Source organism: Chitinophaga polysaccharea, from assembly GCF_902150045.1.
GTDB classification, from domain to species: domain Bacteria; phylum Bacteroidota; class Bacteroidia; order Chitinophagales; family Chitinophagaceae; genus Chitinophaga; species Chitinophaga polysaccharea_A.
This window is the reverse complement of the sequence record NZ_CABFVU010000001.1, coordinates 1735409-1753004: the sequence shown is the minus strand read 5'-3', so window position 1 is coordinate 1753004 and position 17596 is coordinate 1735409. Positions and strand designations below refer to the sequence as shown.

Genomic DNA, 17596 nt, shown 5'->3' with positions numbered 1-17596 from the left:
AATATCAGCGAAATCATCAAAATCAGCGTAATCAGTGTACCAGGACAAAACCCGTTAAAATCAACCGCCATGAGAAAATTACTTTTACCTTTATTCCTCCTTTTGTACCTGTGTACATCTGCACAGGAAAACGTTATACAATATGTAAAGCCCATTACGGGCACTCAACGGATGGGACACACCTATCCCGGTGCTACTGTGCCTTTTGGTATGGTGCAGCTCAGCCCGGAAACGGATACCATTCCCTATGAGATGAACGGGAAATATAATCCCGATGTTTATAAATATTGCGCCGGCTATCAGTATGAAGATAAAACCATTGTGGGCTTCAGTCATACCCACTTCAGCGGTACCGGCCACTCCGACCTGGGCGATTTCCTGATCATGCCCACAACTGGCACACTGCAGTTAAACCCCGGTACGGCAGATCATCCCGAAAACGGTTACAGGTCCGCATTTTCACATAGCACCGAAGTGGCGGAACCTGCTTACTATAAAGTAAAACTGGAAGATGATAATATCATCGCTGAGCTTACTGCCAGCAACCGTGTTGGGTTTCACCAGTATACCTTCCCCGGCACAAACCAGGCGCATATCATACTGGATATGATGTCGGGCATCTACAACTACGAAAACAAAAACGTATGGACCTTTATCAGGGTAGAGAATGATACCCTGATCACAGGGTTTCGTCAAACTAACGGTTGGGCACGCACGAGAATAGAATATTTTGCGATGACCTTCTCCAAACCCTTTGTACAATACGGGCATCAGAACTATGCTAAAGATGTGTATAAAGGCTTCTGGAGAAAGTTTGACCAATCGAAGAACTTCCCCGAAATGGCGGGAAAGCAGATCCGCGCTTATTTCGACTTTAAAACAACACCCGGTGAGAAGATCAAAATAAAATTTGCATTATCGCCGGTGAGTACGGAAGGAGCGCTGAAAAACCTGCGCGCGGAAATCCCCGGATGGGACTTTGACCAGGTGAAGCGCGACGGACAGACACTATGGACAAAAGAGCTGAATAAAATTCACATCGAATCAAAGAGCCGCGAAGAGAAGGAAAACTTCTATACCGCCATGTACCATGCGTTCATCAATCCAACTACCTATATGGATGTGGATGGCGCCTACCGCGGTCTGGATATGAACATACATACCGCTAACGGTTATGCGAACTATACTACCTTCTCACTTTGGGATACCTACCGTGCACTACACCCTTTGTTTAACGTGATCCAACCGAAAAGAAATGCGGATATGATCCAGTCGATGCTCAATCACTACGAACAAAGCGCGCAGCATATGCTGCCCATCTGGTCGCACTACGCTAACGAGAACTGGTGTATGATCGGCTACCACAGCGTATCGGTAATTGCGGATGCTATTATGAAAGGCAATGCGCCTTTTGATGTGAATAAAGCGCTGGATGCCTGCGTAACTACGGCGCGCCACCGCAGCTATGACGGACTGGAGTATTATATCGACAGAGGCTATATTCCTGAAGACAAAAATGGCTCTTCCGTTTCAAAAACGCTGGAGTATGCATACGACGACTGGTGTATTGCGCAGGTAGCAAAGAAACTGGGGCGGACAGATATTTATGAAGAGTTTATTAAACGTTCTCTGAACTACAAAAATGTATACGATTCCAATACAGGATTCATGCGCCCCAGGTTGAACGACGGTACTTTCAAAGTGAATTTTGATGCGCTGCAAACGCACGACCAGGGCTTTATTGAAGGAAATGCTTGGAACTACAGTTTATATGTGCCTCATTACCCGGATGAAATGATTGCCATGATGGGAGGTAAAAAGCAATTTACCACCCACCTCGATTCGCTGTTTACAATGGAGCTTCCCGACAAATTTTTTGCTGAAACGGAAGATATCACCCGCGATGGTATTATCGGTAACTACGTACATGGTAACGAGCCTTCGCATCATGTAGCCTACCTGTATAACTGGACCGGCTATCCGTGGAAAACGCAGGAACGTGTGCGGATGATCCTGAAAAAGATGTACCATCCTGGTCCTGATGGCCTTGGTGGTAACGATGATTGTGGGCAAATGAGCGCCTGGTACATTTTCACTACACTGGGCTTTTACCCGGTATGCCCGGGCTCCGACCAGTATTCATTGGGTAGCCCAGCCATTGATAAGGCCACCCTGCAACTGGAAAATGGCAAAACCTTTGTGGTGGATGTGAAAAATCAAAGCGATAAGAATGTGTATGTGCAAAAGGTGTTACTGAACGGGGCGCCCTTAAACCGTTTGTATATTACGCATGCAGATATTATGAATGGCGGTATCATTACTTTTTATATGAGCGCCAAACCAAAGAAATAACAAGAGTGCCCAGATCAGACAACCGGCTGTTTCCATTGATGGAAGCAGCCTTTTTTGTGCAGGTATATTACTATATTGCCTGTAATAAGTAATAAGATGAACGATATTGTTAAGGCAAATAAAGATAACCTTATTTCTGTGTGGCGTACTGCCGGAACGCCTTTTAATGCCTGTGTGGAAGAGCCGTCTTTTGGCTGGTGCAGTATTCCCGGCATGGAATGGCCCAATAAGCTATGGTTTAACAGCGAAATAACGGAAGAAACAATCACTTCCGCTCTGGAGAGTGCGCCTTCCGGCAGGATTGTAATCCCTTATTGGAATACCACCGGGGAAGAATTGGTCATAGCGCATGGAGGTGTACAAGCCTCTGAGCAGGCGGGAATGTCGCTGAAACTGGAGCAGCCGTTTCACAAGGAAAACAGGTTGCTGTTCCGCGCAGTGACTACGCCGGCAGATGCAGCACTGTGGGCCGGTATTTACCCGCAGGCGTTTGGTTACAGCATTGATCAGAACATCCTGGAAGTTACGTATAGTGATTTACGTTATTACCTTGCACTGCTGGATGGGCAGCCGGTGGGTACCGCTATATTGCATCTTCAGGATTGTATTGCAGGCATACACGGTGTAGGCGTAATCCCCGAAGCCAGGAGAAAGGGGTTTGCCAATGAAATTATGGCGTATGTATTAAACGAAGCTATAGCGCTTAATGCCGCCTATGCTACATTGCAGGCATCGAAGATGGGAAAGGGCATCTATCTTGAAATGGGTTTTGAAGAGCAATTTACTATCAGGAATTACGTAGTGCATAAGTAAGTTTATTTAAAAATAGAAAGGGACGAGGTTTACATCGCCCCTTTCTATTTTTATAAAATCAGTTATTATCAATGCAAAGTAAATGATACAATACCCAACTGTACTTTCTGTGCAGCATCCAGTGCTTTATACCGGAAATACAGGTTGTGTTTTTTGCCATCAGTTACCGGCGTAAAGCTGAAGTTTACCTTGTTGGCTATTTTAGGCTGAGCGCCAGGGCCAATGGTCACTTCTCCCAAACGGGTACCATTGGCATCATCCAGGAATGCTTCCACCGCGAAACCGGATTGTGGCGTTTCCTGCACCATGTATGCGAGCTCTATGCCGCTTACGCCGGTCAGATCCAGCTTATTGTAAGTAGCCCATCCTTCTGTATTGGAAGGAATGAGGAACTTCATGCCATCTACGGCAAATACTGCAACGCCGTCTGCTTTGCTGAAATCTGCAGCTGCCAGTTTAGGGCTTACCAATTCTACTGATGCAGTGCCGGTGATTGGTTTAATGCCGGGGCCGCCCTTATCAGTATAGCTGGCCAGCAGGTACAGTACACCATTCTCTTTTGGCTCACCGCCCAATGTAGGACTGATGCTGCCGCTAACAGGCAAGGATGGTACCTTAGGCGCATTGCCGCCAATGGAATAGATATATTCTACCAGTTGTTTTGCTTCTCCAACGGAAATACCAGGGTGTGCCGACATGGCTGTTTCGCCCCATACGCCGCCACCACCATTAATGATCTTTTTGGCAAGCATTTCAGGTGCGGCAGGATCGTTCTTATACTTTTCTGCTATCTGTTTGAAAGATGGCCCGATGGATTTTTCATCCGGTTTGTGACAGGTTTTACAATCGGATACTTCCATGATATTTTTACCTGCAATAACGCCGGTAATGATCTGGTGACCCTGCGGCTGCGCTGCCTTATCACGTCCCTGGATATAATCTGCCTTTACAAAGATATTGTTGACATCCAGCTTACCATCTGCGGAGTTACCATCTTCCTTATCAGAGATATTAACCGCGTACTGTACAGGTTTGCCAGGGAAGTAAAACATCTGGTTACCGGTGATATTGATCTTCACTTCAGGCGTTTCGTTACCAGCGTATAACTCTATGGATTTACTCTTTGTTTTAGCGCCTTTATCATCTGCGACTTCTACAAATACCGCATATTCACCGGCAGTGCTGTAGGTAAATTCTACCGTAGGCTCAGTAGTTTCTTTCTTACTGCCATTGCCGAAATTCCAGAGATAAGTGAGCTTATCACCATCAGGATCTTTTGACCCTTCGGCAGATAAGGTTACTTTAAATGGCAGGCCTCCCGTGGTGCGCGTAGCCTGTATATTGGCTACAGGCGCGCGGTTGCCTCCATTGAAATCAATGCGGGAAAGACCGGCGTCTGCATTTTTGCTAAACCATCCGTTACCATATTCGAGTATATACAAACGGCCATCGGGGCCCATTTCCATATCGATAGGGGCGTTCAGTTTAGTGTTGGGCATAAACTTTTCCATTTTGGAAAAGTTGCCGTTCTTGTCCATTGTTACGGCCATCACCCATCCACGGATCCAGTCGTAAATAAATAATTTATCGTTGTAGTAATCCGGGAAACGTGTTTCTTTTGGATAAAACTCGCTGTGATAAACGGGACCGGCTTCGGCATTACGGCCACCACTGCCTACAATCGGGAACTCTTCTGATTTTGCATATGGGTACCAGATGAAAGCTGGCGTAGCCGGAGGCAGTTCTCTCAGACCTGTGTTGTTGCGGGAATCATTAATTGGTTTCAGCGGATCATAAAAAGCGCCGCTTTCACCTGTTTCATAATTGTATTGGCGGTATGGTTTGTTGTTGGCGATAAACAGGGGGTAACCGAAGAAGCCCGGTTTTTTAGCCTGGTTTATTTCATCGTATCCCCTGGGTCCCCGCAACGAATCGTCGTTGTTGGCATCCGGGCCTACTTCTCCCCAGTATACATAGCCTGTTTTCTGATCCACCGACATACGGTAAGGGTTGCGTGTACCCATGGCATAAATTTCCGGGCGTGTGCCTTTTGTGCCTTTAGGGAACAGGTTGCCATCCGGGATAGTGTAAGAACCATCTGCTTCAACTTTTATGCGAATGATCTTTCCGCGCAGATCGTTGGTGTTGGCCGAACCACGGCGGTCATCATACTGGAGGTGACCGGGGCGGTCATCGGTAGGACCGTATCCTTTGCTCACATATTTCTGCCCGGGCTCATCAAACGGAGTGGTATTATCACCTGTAGATAAGTACAGTAATCCGCCGGGTCCAAAGGCAATAGAGCCGCCGGTATGGCAGCATATATCGCGCTGGGAATAGAATTGCAGGATCACTTTTTCAGAAGACATATCCAGTTTGTTGTTTTCAAATTTGAAACGCGACAAACGGTTTACGGAGGTATCTGCAGGAGAATACATCGCGTAGATGTAATGATTGTTTTTATAGTCGGGATCCGCGGCCAGGCCAAGGAATCCTTCTTCTGCGTTCACGTTTGGGACATCGGTATGATGATATACTTTCAGAAAGCCTACCTGAGAAAGCCTTTTTTCTGCTGCATTATAAAGCATCAGTTCCCCGCGGCGTTGCGCCACCAGGATATCCAGGTTAGGAAGTATAGCCATTTCCGTTGGTTCAAAGAACTCACCGGATACAAGCACATTTTTAGTGAAGCGGTCCTCTTCCGGTACGCGCAGGGTTTTTGCCGCGCTGTAATCGAGCACCAGGTTTTTTCCGATGGCATATTTAATACCGCCGGCAAGGTGTTTCAGGAAGAGACTATCGGTATAGGATTCATCTGTATGACCAAGTCCGGTATAAAAAGCACGACCGCCATCGTAATCATGATACCAGCTGATAGGGTGATTGCCGCCCATTGTACCACCCTGGTACGACTTTTCGTCCAGTTTCAGCAGTACGGTAGTGGTGGTATCCACATTTTTATAATTGTACCATTCATCGGTATGTTCCCACTTTTCAGGAAGGCCTTCCGTAGCGGGAAAAGATTTTTCTATTACATCAACTATAGCTTTATGAACGCCGGGAGGATGGTTCTGGAACCATGCGCCCGCGAGGTGGTTATACCAGCCCCATTCGTATTCTGTATCAGCAGCGGCATGTATACCCACATAACCACCGCCTGCCTGGATATATCTTTCGAAATCGGCTTCCTGGTAGTTATTAAGTACATCACCGGTGGTATTAAGGAAGATGACCGCAGCATATTGTGCCAGTATATCTTCAGTGAATTTATCGGCGTTTTCAGTAGTATCTACATCAAACCCGTTTTCCTGTCCAAGTTTCTGAATAGCTTTAATACCAACGGGGATGGAGCTGTGGCGGAAACCGCTGGTTTTGGTAAATACCAGCACCTTCGGCTTGCCCGGCCGGGATTTTTTACAGGCTGCCAGGGCCACTACCACCAGTGCCAGCAGCAAAAATATTCTGAGAGTACGTTTCATTATAAATGATTAGTTTTTGGGTTTCCAGTTGCCGATGGCGTATTCAATGCCACCCAGTAAGTGTTTCAGGTATACGGGATCCTGGTATGCTTCTTTCACATGTCCCATTTCCGTATAAAAGGCGCGGCCTCCTTCAAAATTGTGGTACCAGCACATAGGATGGTTATCGCCGTTTTTCCCGCCGGTATAGCTGGTTTCATCAATTTTGATGAGCACGTGTACATCGGGGTTAAGATTTTTGAAGTTGTACCACTCGTCTTTGCGGATCCACTCATCCGGTAGATCTTTTGTAGCAGGATGGTTATGATCCACTACTTTAAGGGTGGCTGTTTGCTGGCTGGGATGGCTCAGGAACCAGGCGCCAGCCAGTTTGTTGTACCATGGCCAGTCGTACTCTGTATCTGTAGCCGCATGGATGCCCATCCATGCACCTCCTTTGTGGATATAGTTCTGAAAGGCTACCTGTTGGGCGCTGTCGAGTACATCGCCGGTGGTGCAGCTGAAAATTACGGCTGCATATTTTTTCAGGTTGGCGGGAGTAAAGGCACTGGCATCTTCAGTAGTGTCTACTTCAAAGCCATTCTCTTTTCCAAGTTGCATGATGGCTATTTTGGCAGCAGGGATGCAATCGTGACGGAAGCCTTTTGTTTTTGAGAACACAAGTACCCTTTTGGCTTTGTGTTTGTGCTTTGCCTGCACTGAAATAGAGCCGGCAAGGAGCAAGAGTGCAATAAACGCGGTTAATGCTTTCATGTTATTTTACGTGGGAATTGAAGATGAAAAAGAGCGAAACGCAAAAAGCAAAAAGCAGAAAGTTATTGTAGCGGAGATATAAATATCCGTTCAGCTGCGCTACAATGGCTTTCTGCTTTTTGCCTTCTGCTTTTCCCTTATTTAAAGAACTCTTATTTTGATATTACGGTACCAAACATCGTCGCCATGGTCCTGCAGGGCGATGTGGCCTTTTGGATGTTTGCCAAACTCTTTCCAGTCGTGGAACTTGCTTTTTGCTACCAGTGCATCCCATTCAGGAGTGCCCATGGTTGTTTCTGCAGTTTTCACACCATTGAGCCAGAGGGTCAGGTGACCATCTTTCTTTGTTAATTTGGCGGAGTTCCATTCACCAACAGGTTTAGCTGGCCTGGTGGGGCATTTGATGAGATCGTACAATTCGCCCGCATTGTGTTTTGGGTTTTTGCCGTCGGGATGACCCGCATCATCAATTACCTGCATTTCAGGACCGGAGAGGTAAGTCTGGCTTAAAGACGGATCTTCGTGAACGCTGAAGATAAGACCGCTGTTGCCACCCGGGGAAATTTTCCATTCGTAGCTCAGCTCATAGTTTTCATATTCTGCGTCTGTAACAAGATCTCCACCCGGTGCGCCATTCTTTTTGGCTTCCTGGTTCAACCCGATAGCGCCGTCGGTCACGCTCCATGCGGGGCTTGCCGTCGACTTCAGGTAAGTATGCCAGCCTTTGGTAGAAGTACCGTCGAACAACAGTACCCATCCCTGTTTTTTCTCTTTGGCCGACAGGGTATTTAATTTCTGGGCTTTTACCGCGGTAGTACCGAGAACGGCAGCTATCATCAGCGCGCCCATGATTAATTTTTTCATTCCGGATGATTGAGTTAATGATGGAATCAATTATTTGCCAATAGATAAGATATAGCTTACCATTTCTTTTGCATCATCTTTTGAAATCTGTGGATGAGGTAACATCGCTACTTCGCCCCAGTTACCTGAACCGCCTTTGATTACTTTATCAGCCAGTTTGTCCACATTTTCCGGTGTGTTAGGATATTTGCCTGCAATATCTTTCAGGGCTGGTCCTACCACTTTCATTTCTTCTTTATGACATGTTTTGCAATCACTTTGAGCCATCAGGGTTTCGCCTTTGCTTACAGGTTTGCTGGCACTTGGCGATACCATTGAATTATCTGCTGCGGGGCTTTCTTCATGAGTGCTAACGCTGTCAGCATTTTCTGTTTTTTTCTCACCACCTCCGCAAGCTGCAAAGAATAATACACTTAATACGAGCGGCGCCAGATATCTCTTTCTCATTTGTTGTTTTTTTTATTTGGTTATTGTTTACTACGATCGGTGGATTAGTTGGCCTACAAGCCTAATATTCTTTTGTTAAAGGCATCATCTGTGCCGCCTCCTGCAAAGTCATCAAATGCCTTTTCAGTAACACGGATAATATGATCCTTAATGAAAGGGGCGCCTTCCCTGGCACCATCTTCCGGGTGTTTGATACAACATTCCCACTCCATAACGGCCCAGCCGGCAAAATCGTATTGCGCCATTTTGCTGAAGATGGATTTAAAATCTACCTGGCCATCTCCGAGAGAGCGGAAGCGGCCGGGGCGGTCGATCCATGCCTGGTATCCGCCATAAACGCCGGAGCGCCCGGTGGCATTGAATTCGGCATCTTTTACGTGAAAGGCTTTAATCCTTTCGTGGTAAATATCGATATATTCCAGGTAATCGAGGCATTGGAGCAACAGGTGGCTCGGATCATAAAGTAGGTTAGCACGGCTATGATTGCCGGTAGCTTCCAGGAAACGTTCAAAAGTGATACCGTCGTGCAGGTCTTCCCCAGGGTGAATTTCATAGCAAACGTCTACGCCGTTGGCATCAAATTCATTGAGGATCGGCAGCCAGCGTTTTGCCAGTTCGGCAAACCCGGTTTCCACCAGGCCGGCCGGACGCTGTGGCCACGGATACATAGCCGGCGCCCACAACAGTGCGCCACTGAAAGTAGCATGGGCAGTGAGGCCCAGGTTACGGCTGGCTTTCGCAGCGTATTTCAGCTGGTTTACCGCCCATTCTGTACGTGCCTGGATATTATTGTGATATTGTGCGGGAGCAAAGCCGTCGAACATCTCGGAGAAAGCAGGATTTACTGCTACCAGTTGCCCCTGCAGGTGCGTGCTCAGTTCGGTGATTTCCAGTCCGGCTGCATTCACGATGCCTTTGATCTCATCTGCATAGGTTTTGCTTTCAGCAGCCTTTTGCAGGTCGATCAGGCGTGTTTCCCAGGTGGGGATCTGTACTCCTTTAAAGCCAATGGAGGCCGCCCACTCACAAATGGATTTCAGATTATTGAAAGGCGCTTCATCTCCCATGAACTGCGCCAGAAAAATACCAGGTCCTTTAATCGTTTTCATATACTCAAGCTGGTGATGAATACTATATCTCGAAGTTAGTCCATTTAGCATCGCTTTGTGAAGAGCGTACTACATTATCGATGAACGCCATACCACGTACGCCTTCCTCTGTGCCCGGGAAATCCAGTGATTCCGGAGAGGGTTGTACCCCATCAATTTTAGCAGATAAGGTTTGTGCGAAGTTGCGGTACAGGTTACCGAATGCTTCCAGGTATCCTTCGGGATGGCCGCCTGGTGTGCGGGTATTATGTGTCATGTAGGATGACTGGAAGGTATATCCACCACCTGCGCGATAAATTTCGGTAGGTTTATCCAGCCATTTTACCAACAGGGTATTAGGCTCATGTTGCGCCCATTCCAGGCCACCTTTTTCGCCGTAAACACGGATCTTCAGTGCATTTTCTTCTCCTGCCGCCACCTGCGATGCCATTAACACGCCGGCAGCGCCATTATCAAAGCGGAGCAGCACAGCGCCGTCGTCGTCCAGTGCGCGACCGGGTACCAGGATATTCAGATCAGCGCATAATTTTTCAATTTTGGCGCCGCTGATGTATTCGGCCAGGTTAGCAGCGTGGGTACCGATGTCGCCCATACAGCCGCTTTTACCTGATTTTTTAGGATCGGTTCTCCAGGCTGCCTGTGCATTACCTTCTCTTTCACTCAGCTTGCTGAGCCATCCCTGCGGGTATTCCACCCATACTTTGCGGATTTTGCCTAGTGCGCCATCTTTTACCATCTGTCTGGCTTGTTTTACCATAGGATAGCCGGTGTAAGTATGTGTAAGCAGCAATGTTAAGCCGGTGGCTTCCACTTTTGCCTTTAATTGTTTGGCTTCGTCGAGGGAGAATGTGATCGGTTTCTCGATAACAACGTTGAAACCCAGATCCAGTGCCATCATGGCCGGTTCAAAATGGGCGAAGTTTGGTGTAACGATGGTTACGAAGTCCAGCCTTTTCTCTGCAGGCATTTTCGCTTCGTTTTCCAGCATGGTTTTGAAATCGAGATAAGTACGTTCAGGGTCGAGAAACAGCATTTTACCTGATTCTACCGCGATATCGTTATTGATGCTGAGCGCGCCAGCTACCAGCTCAATCAGTCCGTCCATGTTGGCTGCAATACGGTGAATTGCACCAATGAAGGCGTCTTTCCCGCCTCCTATCATTCCCATTCTAAGTTTCCGTGTCATATTTACAATTATCGTTTTAAAATTTATACTATTTGAACCTGTGCTACTTTTTTACGGCTGCGCATATAAAAGAAAAGTCCTGCAAACGCTACGATGAGGATAACTGGTATCACCAGGGTGGCGTTGATGATTTCCGGCCCGGCTACAGCGGTGGCCTGGCTGAAAGCTGCTGCTTCAGCAGAACCGGGTGCTGCTGAACGGTAAGCATCCAGGGATGCGCCGGTAGGTAATTGTTTTACGATGATACTATCGTAGAAACCTCCCATAAAATACATGTATACAGATACGGCAAACATACCGGCGCCGCCCATCAGGTTCATACCGAGTGCTCCCGACTGTGGAATGTTTTCAGATACAAAGCCCAGCATGGTTGGCCAGAAATAAGTAACGCCCATACCAAAGATAAAGGCAGCAACAAACACCATGTTACCTGATACATGGGAAAGTAAATATAAGCCCAAAGCGGATAAAATCGCAGAAATAAGTAAAACGCCGGTAGGAGATATTTTATGTACCACAGGGCCGGCAATACCTCTTCCCAATACCTGTACACCTGCTGTTAACGCCAGTATGAGGATGGAGTTTTCAGTTACGTTCTTCAGCAGCACTTCAATCCACTGACCAGTGAAAAGCTCTGTGATGGCAGTTCCGAACATAAGGATAAACATCACGATGAACAGGGGGCTTAATACAGATTTATACATCTGCGCAGAAGAAACACCGGCTGCTACCCTTTCTGTAACGGGGAAGTCGAGTTTCATAAAAAGATAACCATAGATAAGGGTGGGGATCACCATAGTGGCCACTTGCAGCTGCCAGCTGAGGCCGATTTTTGAAAGTAAGAATACCAGCAGGGTGCCTACCACGATACCACCGGGGAACCACAGGTGGAAGTGATTTAGCTTGGTAGTTTTATTGTCGGGGAAAATAGTGGCCACCAGCGGGTTACACGCTGCTTCCACGGTACCGTTGGCCATACCGATAAACAGGGTGGAGATGAACAGCGACCAGAAACCGCCTGCAAATACCGTCAGCACAATACCCAGCAGGTGCAGGATAAAAGCTGCGAGCAGCAACCGTTTCATGCCTATGGCATCTACAATGAACCCTCCTATAACCACTGCCAGCGGAAATCCCCAGAACGCAGTTCCGGCAATGATGCTCAATTGTTTGGTATCCAGGTGGAACTCAACGCCCAGGCGGCTTAAGATTCCGGCACGGATGCCAAAGGATAATGATGTTACCAGTAGCGCCATACAGCTTGCTACGAACAGTTTTTGCGGCTGAATTGCATTTGCCATAAACGTGGATGTTTGTGTAAAAAAGTTAAAACGGCTATTAAACCTTTAAATTTATAAAAAGTATTTTCATATTTCCATCTTTTTATATGGACGACGGGCAATTTTTTTGAAAATTTTCATTTCCAGCGGTAATACGGACTAACTGGCCATAAATACCCGGTTTGGATGGCCATATTTTATGATAAGCGGTTGGTTCTGTGCAGGGCTTCCGCCTACTTATAAAAGTAAGATCCGCCCCGGCTTTGTCCGGATCATATAATTAAATGATAATTTCTATTGACTGAAAACTAAAAATTTCTCTCTCTGGCATTGAATACCCCGGACCGGTTAGTCCTTATTTTTAGTAGCTGGTCAAAGTCAGCGCGCTACAACCCGGTACGACAGCTAATTGCCGGCAAGTGGTCTAAGGCTCTAACGGGCAGCCGATGGAGATGACGAATTAAATGTCGTTTACCCTATCCCGTTAGTAACGGATAATCGTTCGGTTGTGATGTGCGGGAATGAATATATGATCTGCTACCCTGAATAGCCGGCAATAAAGCCCGGACATAAAACTTAATTTTAAGAAGATGCCTGCCCGGTGCTGGTTTCCCGGCACTTTTTAATATCCTGTGATCCGGTACTGGTATTTTGGCAGAGAAAGAGCTGAGCCCTTATAGCAGCCGGGCTGACAATTTGGGGGCCGTAAAAAAGCGGGCAGTCCTGTACAACAGGAAGCCAGCCTGCTCAGGGCTGCAACAATAAACCTCATGTAGTCAATTTGCCTGCTGCCATTTGTCAACAAATTTCCGGGAAGCCGCCTTGGTATCGCTTTCATAATGACCTGGAAAAAGGATATTTTTTCAGGAAAGCTTCCCTGGTTCACCACGCCGGACCGGCTATGCCGCTAACTTTAGCTATCTGTATAAAGGATATGTTAATTGATAGCGGCAAAATGGAAAATCCATTCAAAATCCGCCTTGAATCACCAAATTTATTCCTACTTTTACAGGCCTTGCCGGGGAGGGCTGCAAAACTGACACCTTGACAGTTCGCCTTTACAAGCACAATATTTGAGTAATCTGGATGCCGTCTATCCAACTGACGAAGCCCGCAGCCTTTGTGCCACAGGCTGATGACGCAGAAATTTATCAACTGATATACGCTGCCTGGATGGGATCAGGTTACAATAAATAGAAATCGTAATTCGTAATTAAACATTTAACATGTTAGGTTTTTTATCAAAGCTATTTGGAGGGAATAAATCAGAAAGGGATATTAAATCCATCTCTCCGGTGGTGCAGCAGATTAATGAGGAGTACGAAAAACTGCAATCCCTTCCTATTGATGATCTGCGCCACAAAACGCAGGAATTCCGGGCACGTATCGCTGAGCATCTTGCCACTATAGATAAAGAAATAGCGGAAAAACAAGCCAGTGCAGATAGCGAGGAAGATGTAACCGCAAAGGATACCATATACCAGGAAATAGATATTCTTAAAAAAGAACGCGACAAGCAACTGGAAGTAGTACTGAAAGAATTACTGCCACAGGCTTTCGCGGTAGTAAAAGAAACAGCCCGCCGCTTTACCAATAATTCAACGCTGACCGCCACTGCTACCAACCTGGACCGCCAGCTGGCAGTGACAAAGGATTATGTTACCATTGACGGCGATAAAGCCATCTGGAAAAATACCTGGAATGCGGCCGGCAGCCTTGTTACCTGGAACATGGTGCACTATGATGTACAGCTGATCGGTGGTACTGTACTGCACCAGGGTAAAATTGCGGAAATGGCTACGGGTGAAGGTAAAACCCTTGTATCCACCCTTCCTGCTTATCTTAACGCACTGGCAGGACAAGGCGTGCACATCGTAACCGTGAATGATTACCTGGCACGTCGTGACTCTGAATGGAACGGACCTCTTTTCGAATTCCTTGATATTACAGTAGACTGTATCGATAAGCACCAGCCTAATACACCCGACCGCCGCAACGCGTACCTGGCGGATATTACGTACGGAACCAACAACGAATTCGGTTTTGACTACCTCCGTGATAACATGGTACACAACCCGGATGAAATGGTACAGCGTAAACACCACTACGCAATGGTGGATGAGGTAGATAGCGTACTGGTGGATGATGCCCGTACCCCGCTGATCATTTCCGGTCCTATCCCCCGCGGTGAAGAGCAGGAGTTCCATGCACTGAAACCACGTATCGAATACCTGGTGGAAATGCAAAAGAAGGCTGTCAATCAATATCTGCAGGAAGCAAAGAAACTGATTGCAGAAGGTAAGGATGATCCGAAAACAGGTGGCCTGGCCCTGATGCGCGCCTGGAGAGGTTTACCAAAGAGCAGCGCGCTGATCAAATTCCTCAGCGAACCTGGTAACAGGGTGTTGTTACAAAAAGCGGAAAACTACTACCTGGCAGATCAGCAACGCGAAATGCCCAAAGTAGATGAAGGCCTGTTCTTCTCTATTGAAGAAAAACAAAACAGTGTAGATCTTACAGATAAAGGTATTCACCTGATCACCCAGGGTGGTGAAGATGCTAACTTCTTTATCCTCCCGGATGTGGGATCTGAGCTGGCGGAAATTGAAAAGCTGCCATTGTCGCCTGAAGAAAAGCTCCAACGTAAAGATGTATTGCTGCAGGATTTTGCCGCTAAATCAGACCGTATCCATTCCGTTCAGCAGTTGCTGAAAGCCTATACTTTGTTTGATAAAGATGTAGAGTACGTGGTAATGGACGGTAAAGTGAAGATCGTGGATGAGCAAACCGGCCGTATCCTTGATGGACGCCGTTACTCCGATGGCTTGCACCAGGCGATTGAAGCTAAGGAAAATGTAAAAGTGGAAGCTGCCACCCAAACATTTGCCACCATCACATTGCAGAACTTCTTCCGTATGTATCATAAGCTGGCCGGTATGACCGGTACAGCGTCTACCGAAGCAGGCGAATTCTGGGAAATCTATAAGCTGGATGTGGTAACCATTCCTACCAACCTGCCTATTTCCCGTGTAGATGCGGAAGACCTGGTATACAAAACAAAAAGAGATAAATACAAGGCAGTTATTGAAGAGATAAAGCAATTGCAGGCAAAAGGCCGCCCTGTGCTGGTAGGTACTACCTCCGTGGAAGTATCTGAGTTGCTGAGCAAAATGCTCACTTTCGAAAAAGTGCCGCATAATGTACTGAATGCGAAACAGCATGCCCGTGAAGCACAGATTGTGGCGGAAGCAGGTTTGCCGGGTGCAGTGACCATTGCCACCAATATGGCGGGTCGTGGTACGGATATCAAACTCGGACCAGGTGTGAAGGAAGCCGGTGGTCTGGCTATCATCGGTACGGAAAGGCATGAAAGCCGCCGTGTTGACCGCCAGCTGCGTGGTCGTGCCGGTCGCCAGGGTGATCCTGGAACTTCCCAGTTCTTCGTTTCCCTGGAAGATGACCTGATGCGTATGTTTGGCTCAGAACGTATTGCGGGCCTTATGGACCGTATGGGCTACAAAGAAGGAGAAGTGATCCAGCACAGCATGATCACCCGCTCCATTGAAAGAGCACAGAAGAAAGTGGAAGAAAATAACTTCGGTATCCGTAAGCGTTTGCTGGAGTATGATGATGTGATGAACAAACAGCGTACTGTGATCTATGCGAAACGTAATCATGCCCTGTTTGGTGAGCGCCTGGCAATAGACATCGACAACGCCTTCTATGATGTGGCAGAAAACATGGTGTCTACCCATAAAGCCAGTGGAGATTATGAAGCCTTCAAGATGGATGCTATCATGAACTTCTCTATTGATACACAAATCACCAGTGAAGAACTGGCGAAGACAGATATTCCAAATCTGGCCAATAAACTGTATTACGAAGGAAAAGATAACTATACACGTAAGGTAAATGAGCTGATCAGCAATACACTGCCGGTAATTGAACGTATCTACCAGGAACAGGGGCACCAGATCGAAAATATCTCTATACCATTTACTGATGGTAAAAAAGGTATTAATGTATTGGCTAATCTGCAGAAGGTAGTGGAAACAAAGGGACATGAAACAATGAATGCCCTGGAACGCAGTATTACCCTGGCTTTGATCGATGAATCCTGGAAAGAGCACCTGCGTGCAATGGACGATCTGAAGCAATCTGTACAGAGTGCGGTATACGAACAGAAAGATCCGTTGCTGATCTACAAGTTCGAGGCATTCAACCTGTTTAAGGATATGGACCGGGAAACCAGCCGGGATATTGTATCCTTCCTTACCAAATGCGGTATTCCTGTAAGCAACCAGGAACAGGAAGCTGCTCCGGAAATCCGTGAAGGAAGGGAACAGAAAACGGATATGAGCCGCATGCGTGCCTCCCATGAAGAGCTGGCAGAAAACGGCAGTCACCAGAACAGCGGGCCTGAACTTCAAACCGCTGAAGAGGTAAAAGCAGAGCCCATCCGCCACCAGGGACCGCAAATAGGCCGTAACGACCTTTGCCCCTGTGGTAGTGGTAAAAAATACAAACAATGCCATGGTAAGAACGCATAAGCGTATCTGCCCGGAAAATGATAAGGAACGGATTACGGCAACGTAATCCGTTTTGCATTAATTTCGCTTTGTAATCAAGCAAATGAATGATGGAGATTAACCGTTATATAGACCATACCGTATTGAAGCCCACTACCACGCTGGAAGATGTTAAGCAGTTGTGCATGCAGTGTGTTGAATACGATTTTGCTGCGGCCTGCGTGCCTCCTTTATACGTGAAGCTGGCTAAACAGTTCCTTGGCGCTACCAATACTAAAATAGCCACTGTTATTGGTTTCCCGTTCGGGTATTCCGCTATTGAAGCCAAAGTTGCGGAAACAGTGCTGGCTATTGTGGATGGCGCTGATGAACTGGATATGGTGATCAATATCTCGGCAGTAAAGAACAAAGACTGGGAATTCCTGGAGAAAGAGATTGCCAATATCATGTACCTGGTACGGGAGAAGCAGAAAGTGATCAAGATCATCATTGAAAGTGGCATATTATTGGAAGAAGAAATTGTGCAGTGCTGCCAGCTGTATGCGAAGTATGGTGTGGATTTCATGAAAACGTCTACAGGTTATGCAGAAAGGGGGGCTACCGTGGAAGCCGTAAAACTGATGAGAGCTAATCTGCCAGCTAACATACAAATAAAAGCTTCAGGAGGTATTCGTACCTTTGCCCTGACGAAAGAGCTGATAGCTGCCGGTGCTACCCGGATCGGTGCCAGCGCCAGTGTAGACATTGTAAAGGAAAGCAAAGAGGCTCAATGATAATTGTTCAT

Annotated in this window: 11 protein-coding genes; 4 read left to right on the top strand and 7 right to left on the bottom strand. The window is 46.9% G+C overall.

Going from position 1 to position 17596, the window contains the following annotated elements; genetic code table 11:
- Window positions 1–69: 69 nt before the first annotated feature.
- Window positions 70–2352, top strand: a complete 2283-nt coding sequence (locus FN124_RS07060) for a GH92 family glycosyl hydrolase (protein WP_142684031.1) — start codon at window positions 70–72, stop codon at window positions 2350–2352.
- A 96-nt stretch (window positions 2353–2448) separates the two neighbouring features.
- Window positions 2449–3165, top strand: a complete 717-nt coding sequence (locus FN124_RS07055; protein WP_142684030.1) for a GNAT family N-acetyltransferase — start codon at window positions 2449–2451, stop codon at window positions 3163–3165.
- Between the two features lie 68 nt (window positions 3166–3233).
- Here FN124_RS07055 and FN124_RS07050 read toward each other — a convergent pair whose 3' ends face one another.
- The 7 genes from FN124_RS07050 to FN124_RS07020 form a co-directional block, all read right to left on the bottom strand.
- Complete coding sequence (locus tag FN124_RS07050) at window positions 3234–6644, bottom strand: ThuA domain-containing protein (protein WP_142684029.1); 3411 nt, start codon at window positions 6642–6644, stop codon at window positions 3234–3236.
- 9 nt (window positions 6645–6653) lie between these two features.
- Window positions 6654–7397: a ThuA domain-containing protein gene (locus FN124_RS07045; protein WP_142684028.1), complete on the bottom strand. Its 744-nt coding sequence runs from the start codon at window positions 7395–7397 to the stop codon at window positions 6654–6656.
- 141 nt (window positions 7398–7538) lie between these two features.
- Window positions 7539–8261 (bottom strand): 3-keto-disaccharide hydrolase, encoded by a 723-nt coding sequence (locus FN124_RS07040; protein WP_142684027.1) that lies wholly within the window; start codon window positions 8259–8261, stop codon window positions 7539–7541.
- A 30-nt stretch (window positions 8262–8291) separates the two neighbouring features.
- Window positions 8292–8708 carry a c-type cytochrome gene (locus FN124_RS07035; protein ID WP_142684026.1) on the bottom strand — a complete coding sequence of 139 codons (417 nt, stop codon included), beginning with the start codon at window positions 8706–8708 and terminating at the stop codon, window positions 8292–8294.
- A gap of 53 nt (window positions 8709–8761) precedes the next feature.
- Entirely contained in the window at window positions 8762–9817 is a 1056-nt protein-coding gene (locus tag FN124_RS07030; protein WP_142684025.1) for a sugar phosphate isomerase/epimerase family protein, read from the bottom strand.
- A 22-nt stretch (window positions 9818–9839) separates the two neighbouring features.
- Window positions 9840–11003, bottom strand: a complete 1164-nt coding sequence (locus FN124_RS07025) for a Gfo/Idh/MocA family protein (protein WP_142684024.1) — start codon at window positions 11001–11003, stop codon at window positions 9840–9842.
- A gap of 23 nt (window positions 11004–11026) precedes the next feature.
- Window positions 11027–12304 (bottom strand): MFS transporter, encoded by a 1278-nt coding sequence (locus tag FN124_RS07020; RefSeq protein ID WP_142684023.1) that lies wholly within the window; start codon window positions 12302–12304, stop codon window positions 11027–11029.
- 1205 nt (window positions 12305–13509) lie between these two features.
- Between FN124_RS07020 and secA the strand changes: the two genes are divergently transcribed.
- Both secA and deoC read left to right on the top strand, forming a co-directional pair.
- Entirely contained in the window at window positions 13510–16833 is a 3324-nt protein-coding gene (gene secA / locus FN124_RS07015) for a preprotein translocase subunit SecA (protein ID WP_142684022.1), read from the top strand.
- Between the two features lie 86 nt (window positions 16834–16919).
- Window positions 16920–17585, top strand: a complete 666-nt coding sequence (gene deoC / locus FN124_RS07010; RefSeq protein WP_260607354.1) for a deoxyribose-phosphate aldolase — start codon at window positions 16920–16922, stop codon at window positions 17583–17585.
- Window positions 17586–17596 lie beyond the last annotated feature (11 nt).

What these genes read in the sequence shown, in the direction of transcription:
- FN124_RS07060 (WP_142684031.1), top strand. Translation starts at nt 70, where the DNA reads ATGAGAAAATTACTTTTACCTTTATTCCTCCTTTTGTACCTGTGTACA.
- FN124_RS07055 (WP_142684030.1), top strand. Translation starts at nt 2,449, where the DNA reads ATGAACGATATTGTTAAGGCAAATAAAGATAACCTTATTTCTGTGTGG.
- FN124_RS07050 (WP_142684029.1), bottom strand. Translation starts at nt 6,644, where the DNA reads ATGAAACGTACTCTCAGAATATTTTTGCTGCTGGCACTGGTGGTAGTG.
- FN124_RS07045 (WP_142684028.1), bottom strand. Translation starts at nt 7,397, where the DNA reads ATGAAAGCATTAACCGCGTTTATTGCACTCTTGCTCCTTGCCGGCTCT.
- FN124_RS07040 (WP_142684027.1), bottom strand. Translation starts at nt 8,261, where the DNA reads ATGAAAAAATTAATCATGGGCGCGCTGATGATAGCTGCCGTTCTCGGT.
- FN124_RS07035 (WP_142684026.1), bottom strand. Translation starts at nt 8,708, where the DNA reads ATGAGAAAGAGATATCTGGCGCCGCTCGTATTAAGTGTATTATTCTTT.
- FN124_RS07030 (WP_142684025.1), bottom strand. Translation starts at nt 9,817, where the DNA reads ATGAAAACGATTAAAGGACCTGGTATTTTTCTGGCGCAGTTCATGGGA.
- FN124_RS07025 (WP_142684024.1), bottom strand. Translation starts at nt 11,003, where the DNA reads ATGACACGGAAACTTAGAATGGGAATGATAGGAGGCGGGAAAGACGCC.
- FN124_RS07020 (WP_142684023.1), bottom strand. Translation starts at nt 12,304, where the DNA reads ATGGCAAATGCAATTCAGCCGCAAAAACTGTTCGTAGCAAGCTGTATG.
- secA (WP_142684022.1), top strand. Translation starts at nt 13,510, where the DNA reads ATGTTAGGTTTTTTATCAAAGCTATTTGGAGGGAATAAATCAGAAAGG.
- deoC (WP_260607354.1), top strand. Translation starts at nt 16,920, where the DNA reads ATGATGGAGATTAACCGTTATATAGACCATACCGTATTGAAGCCCACT.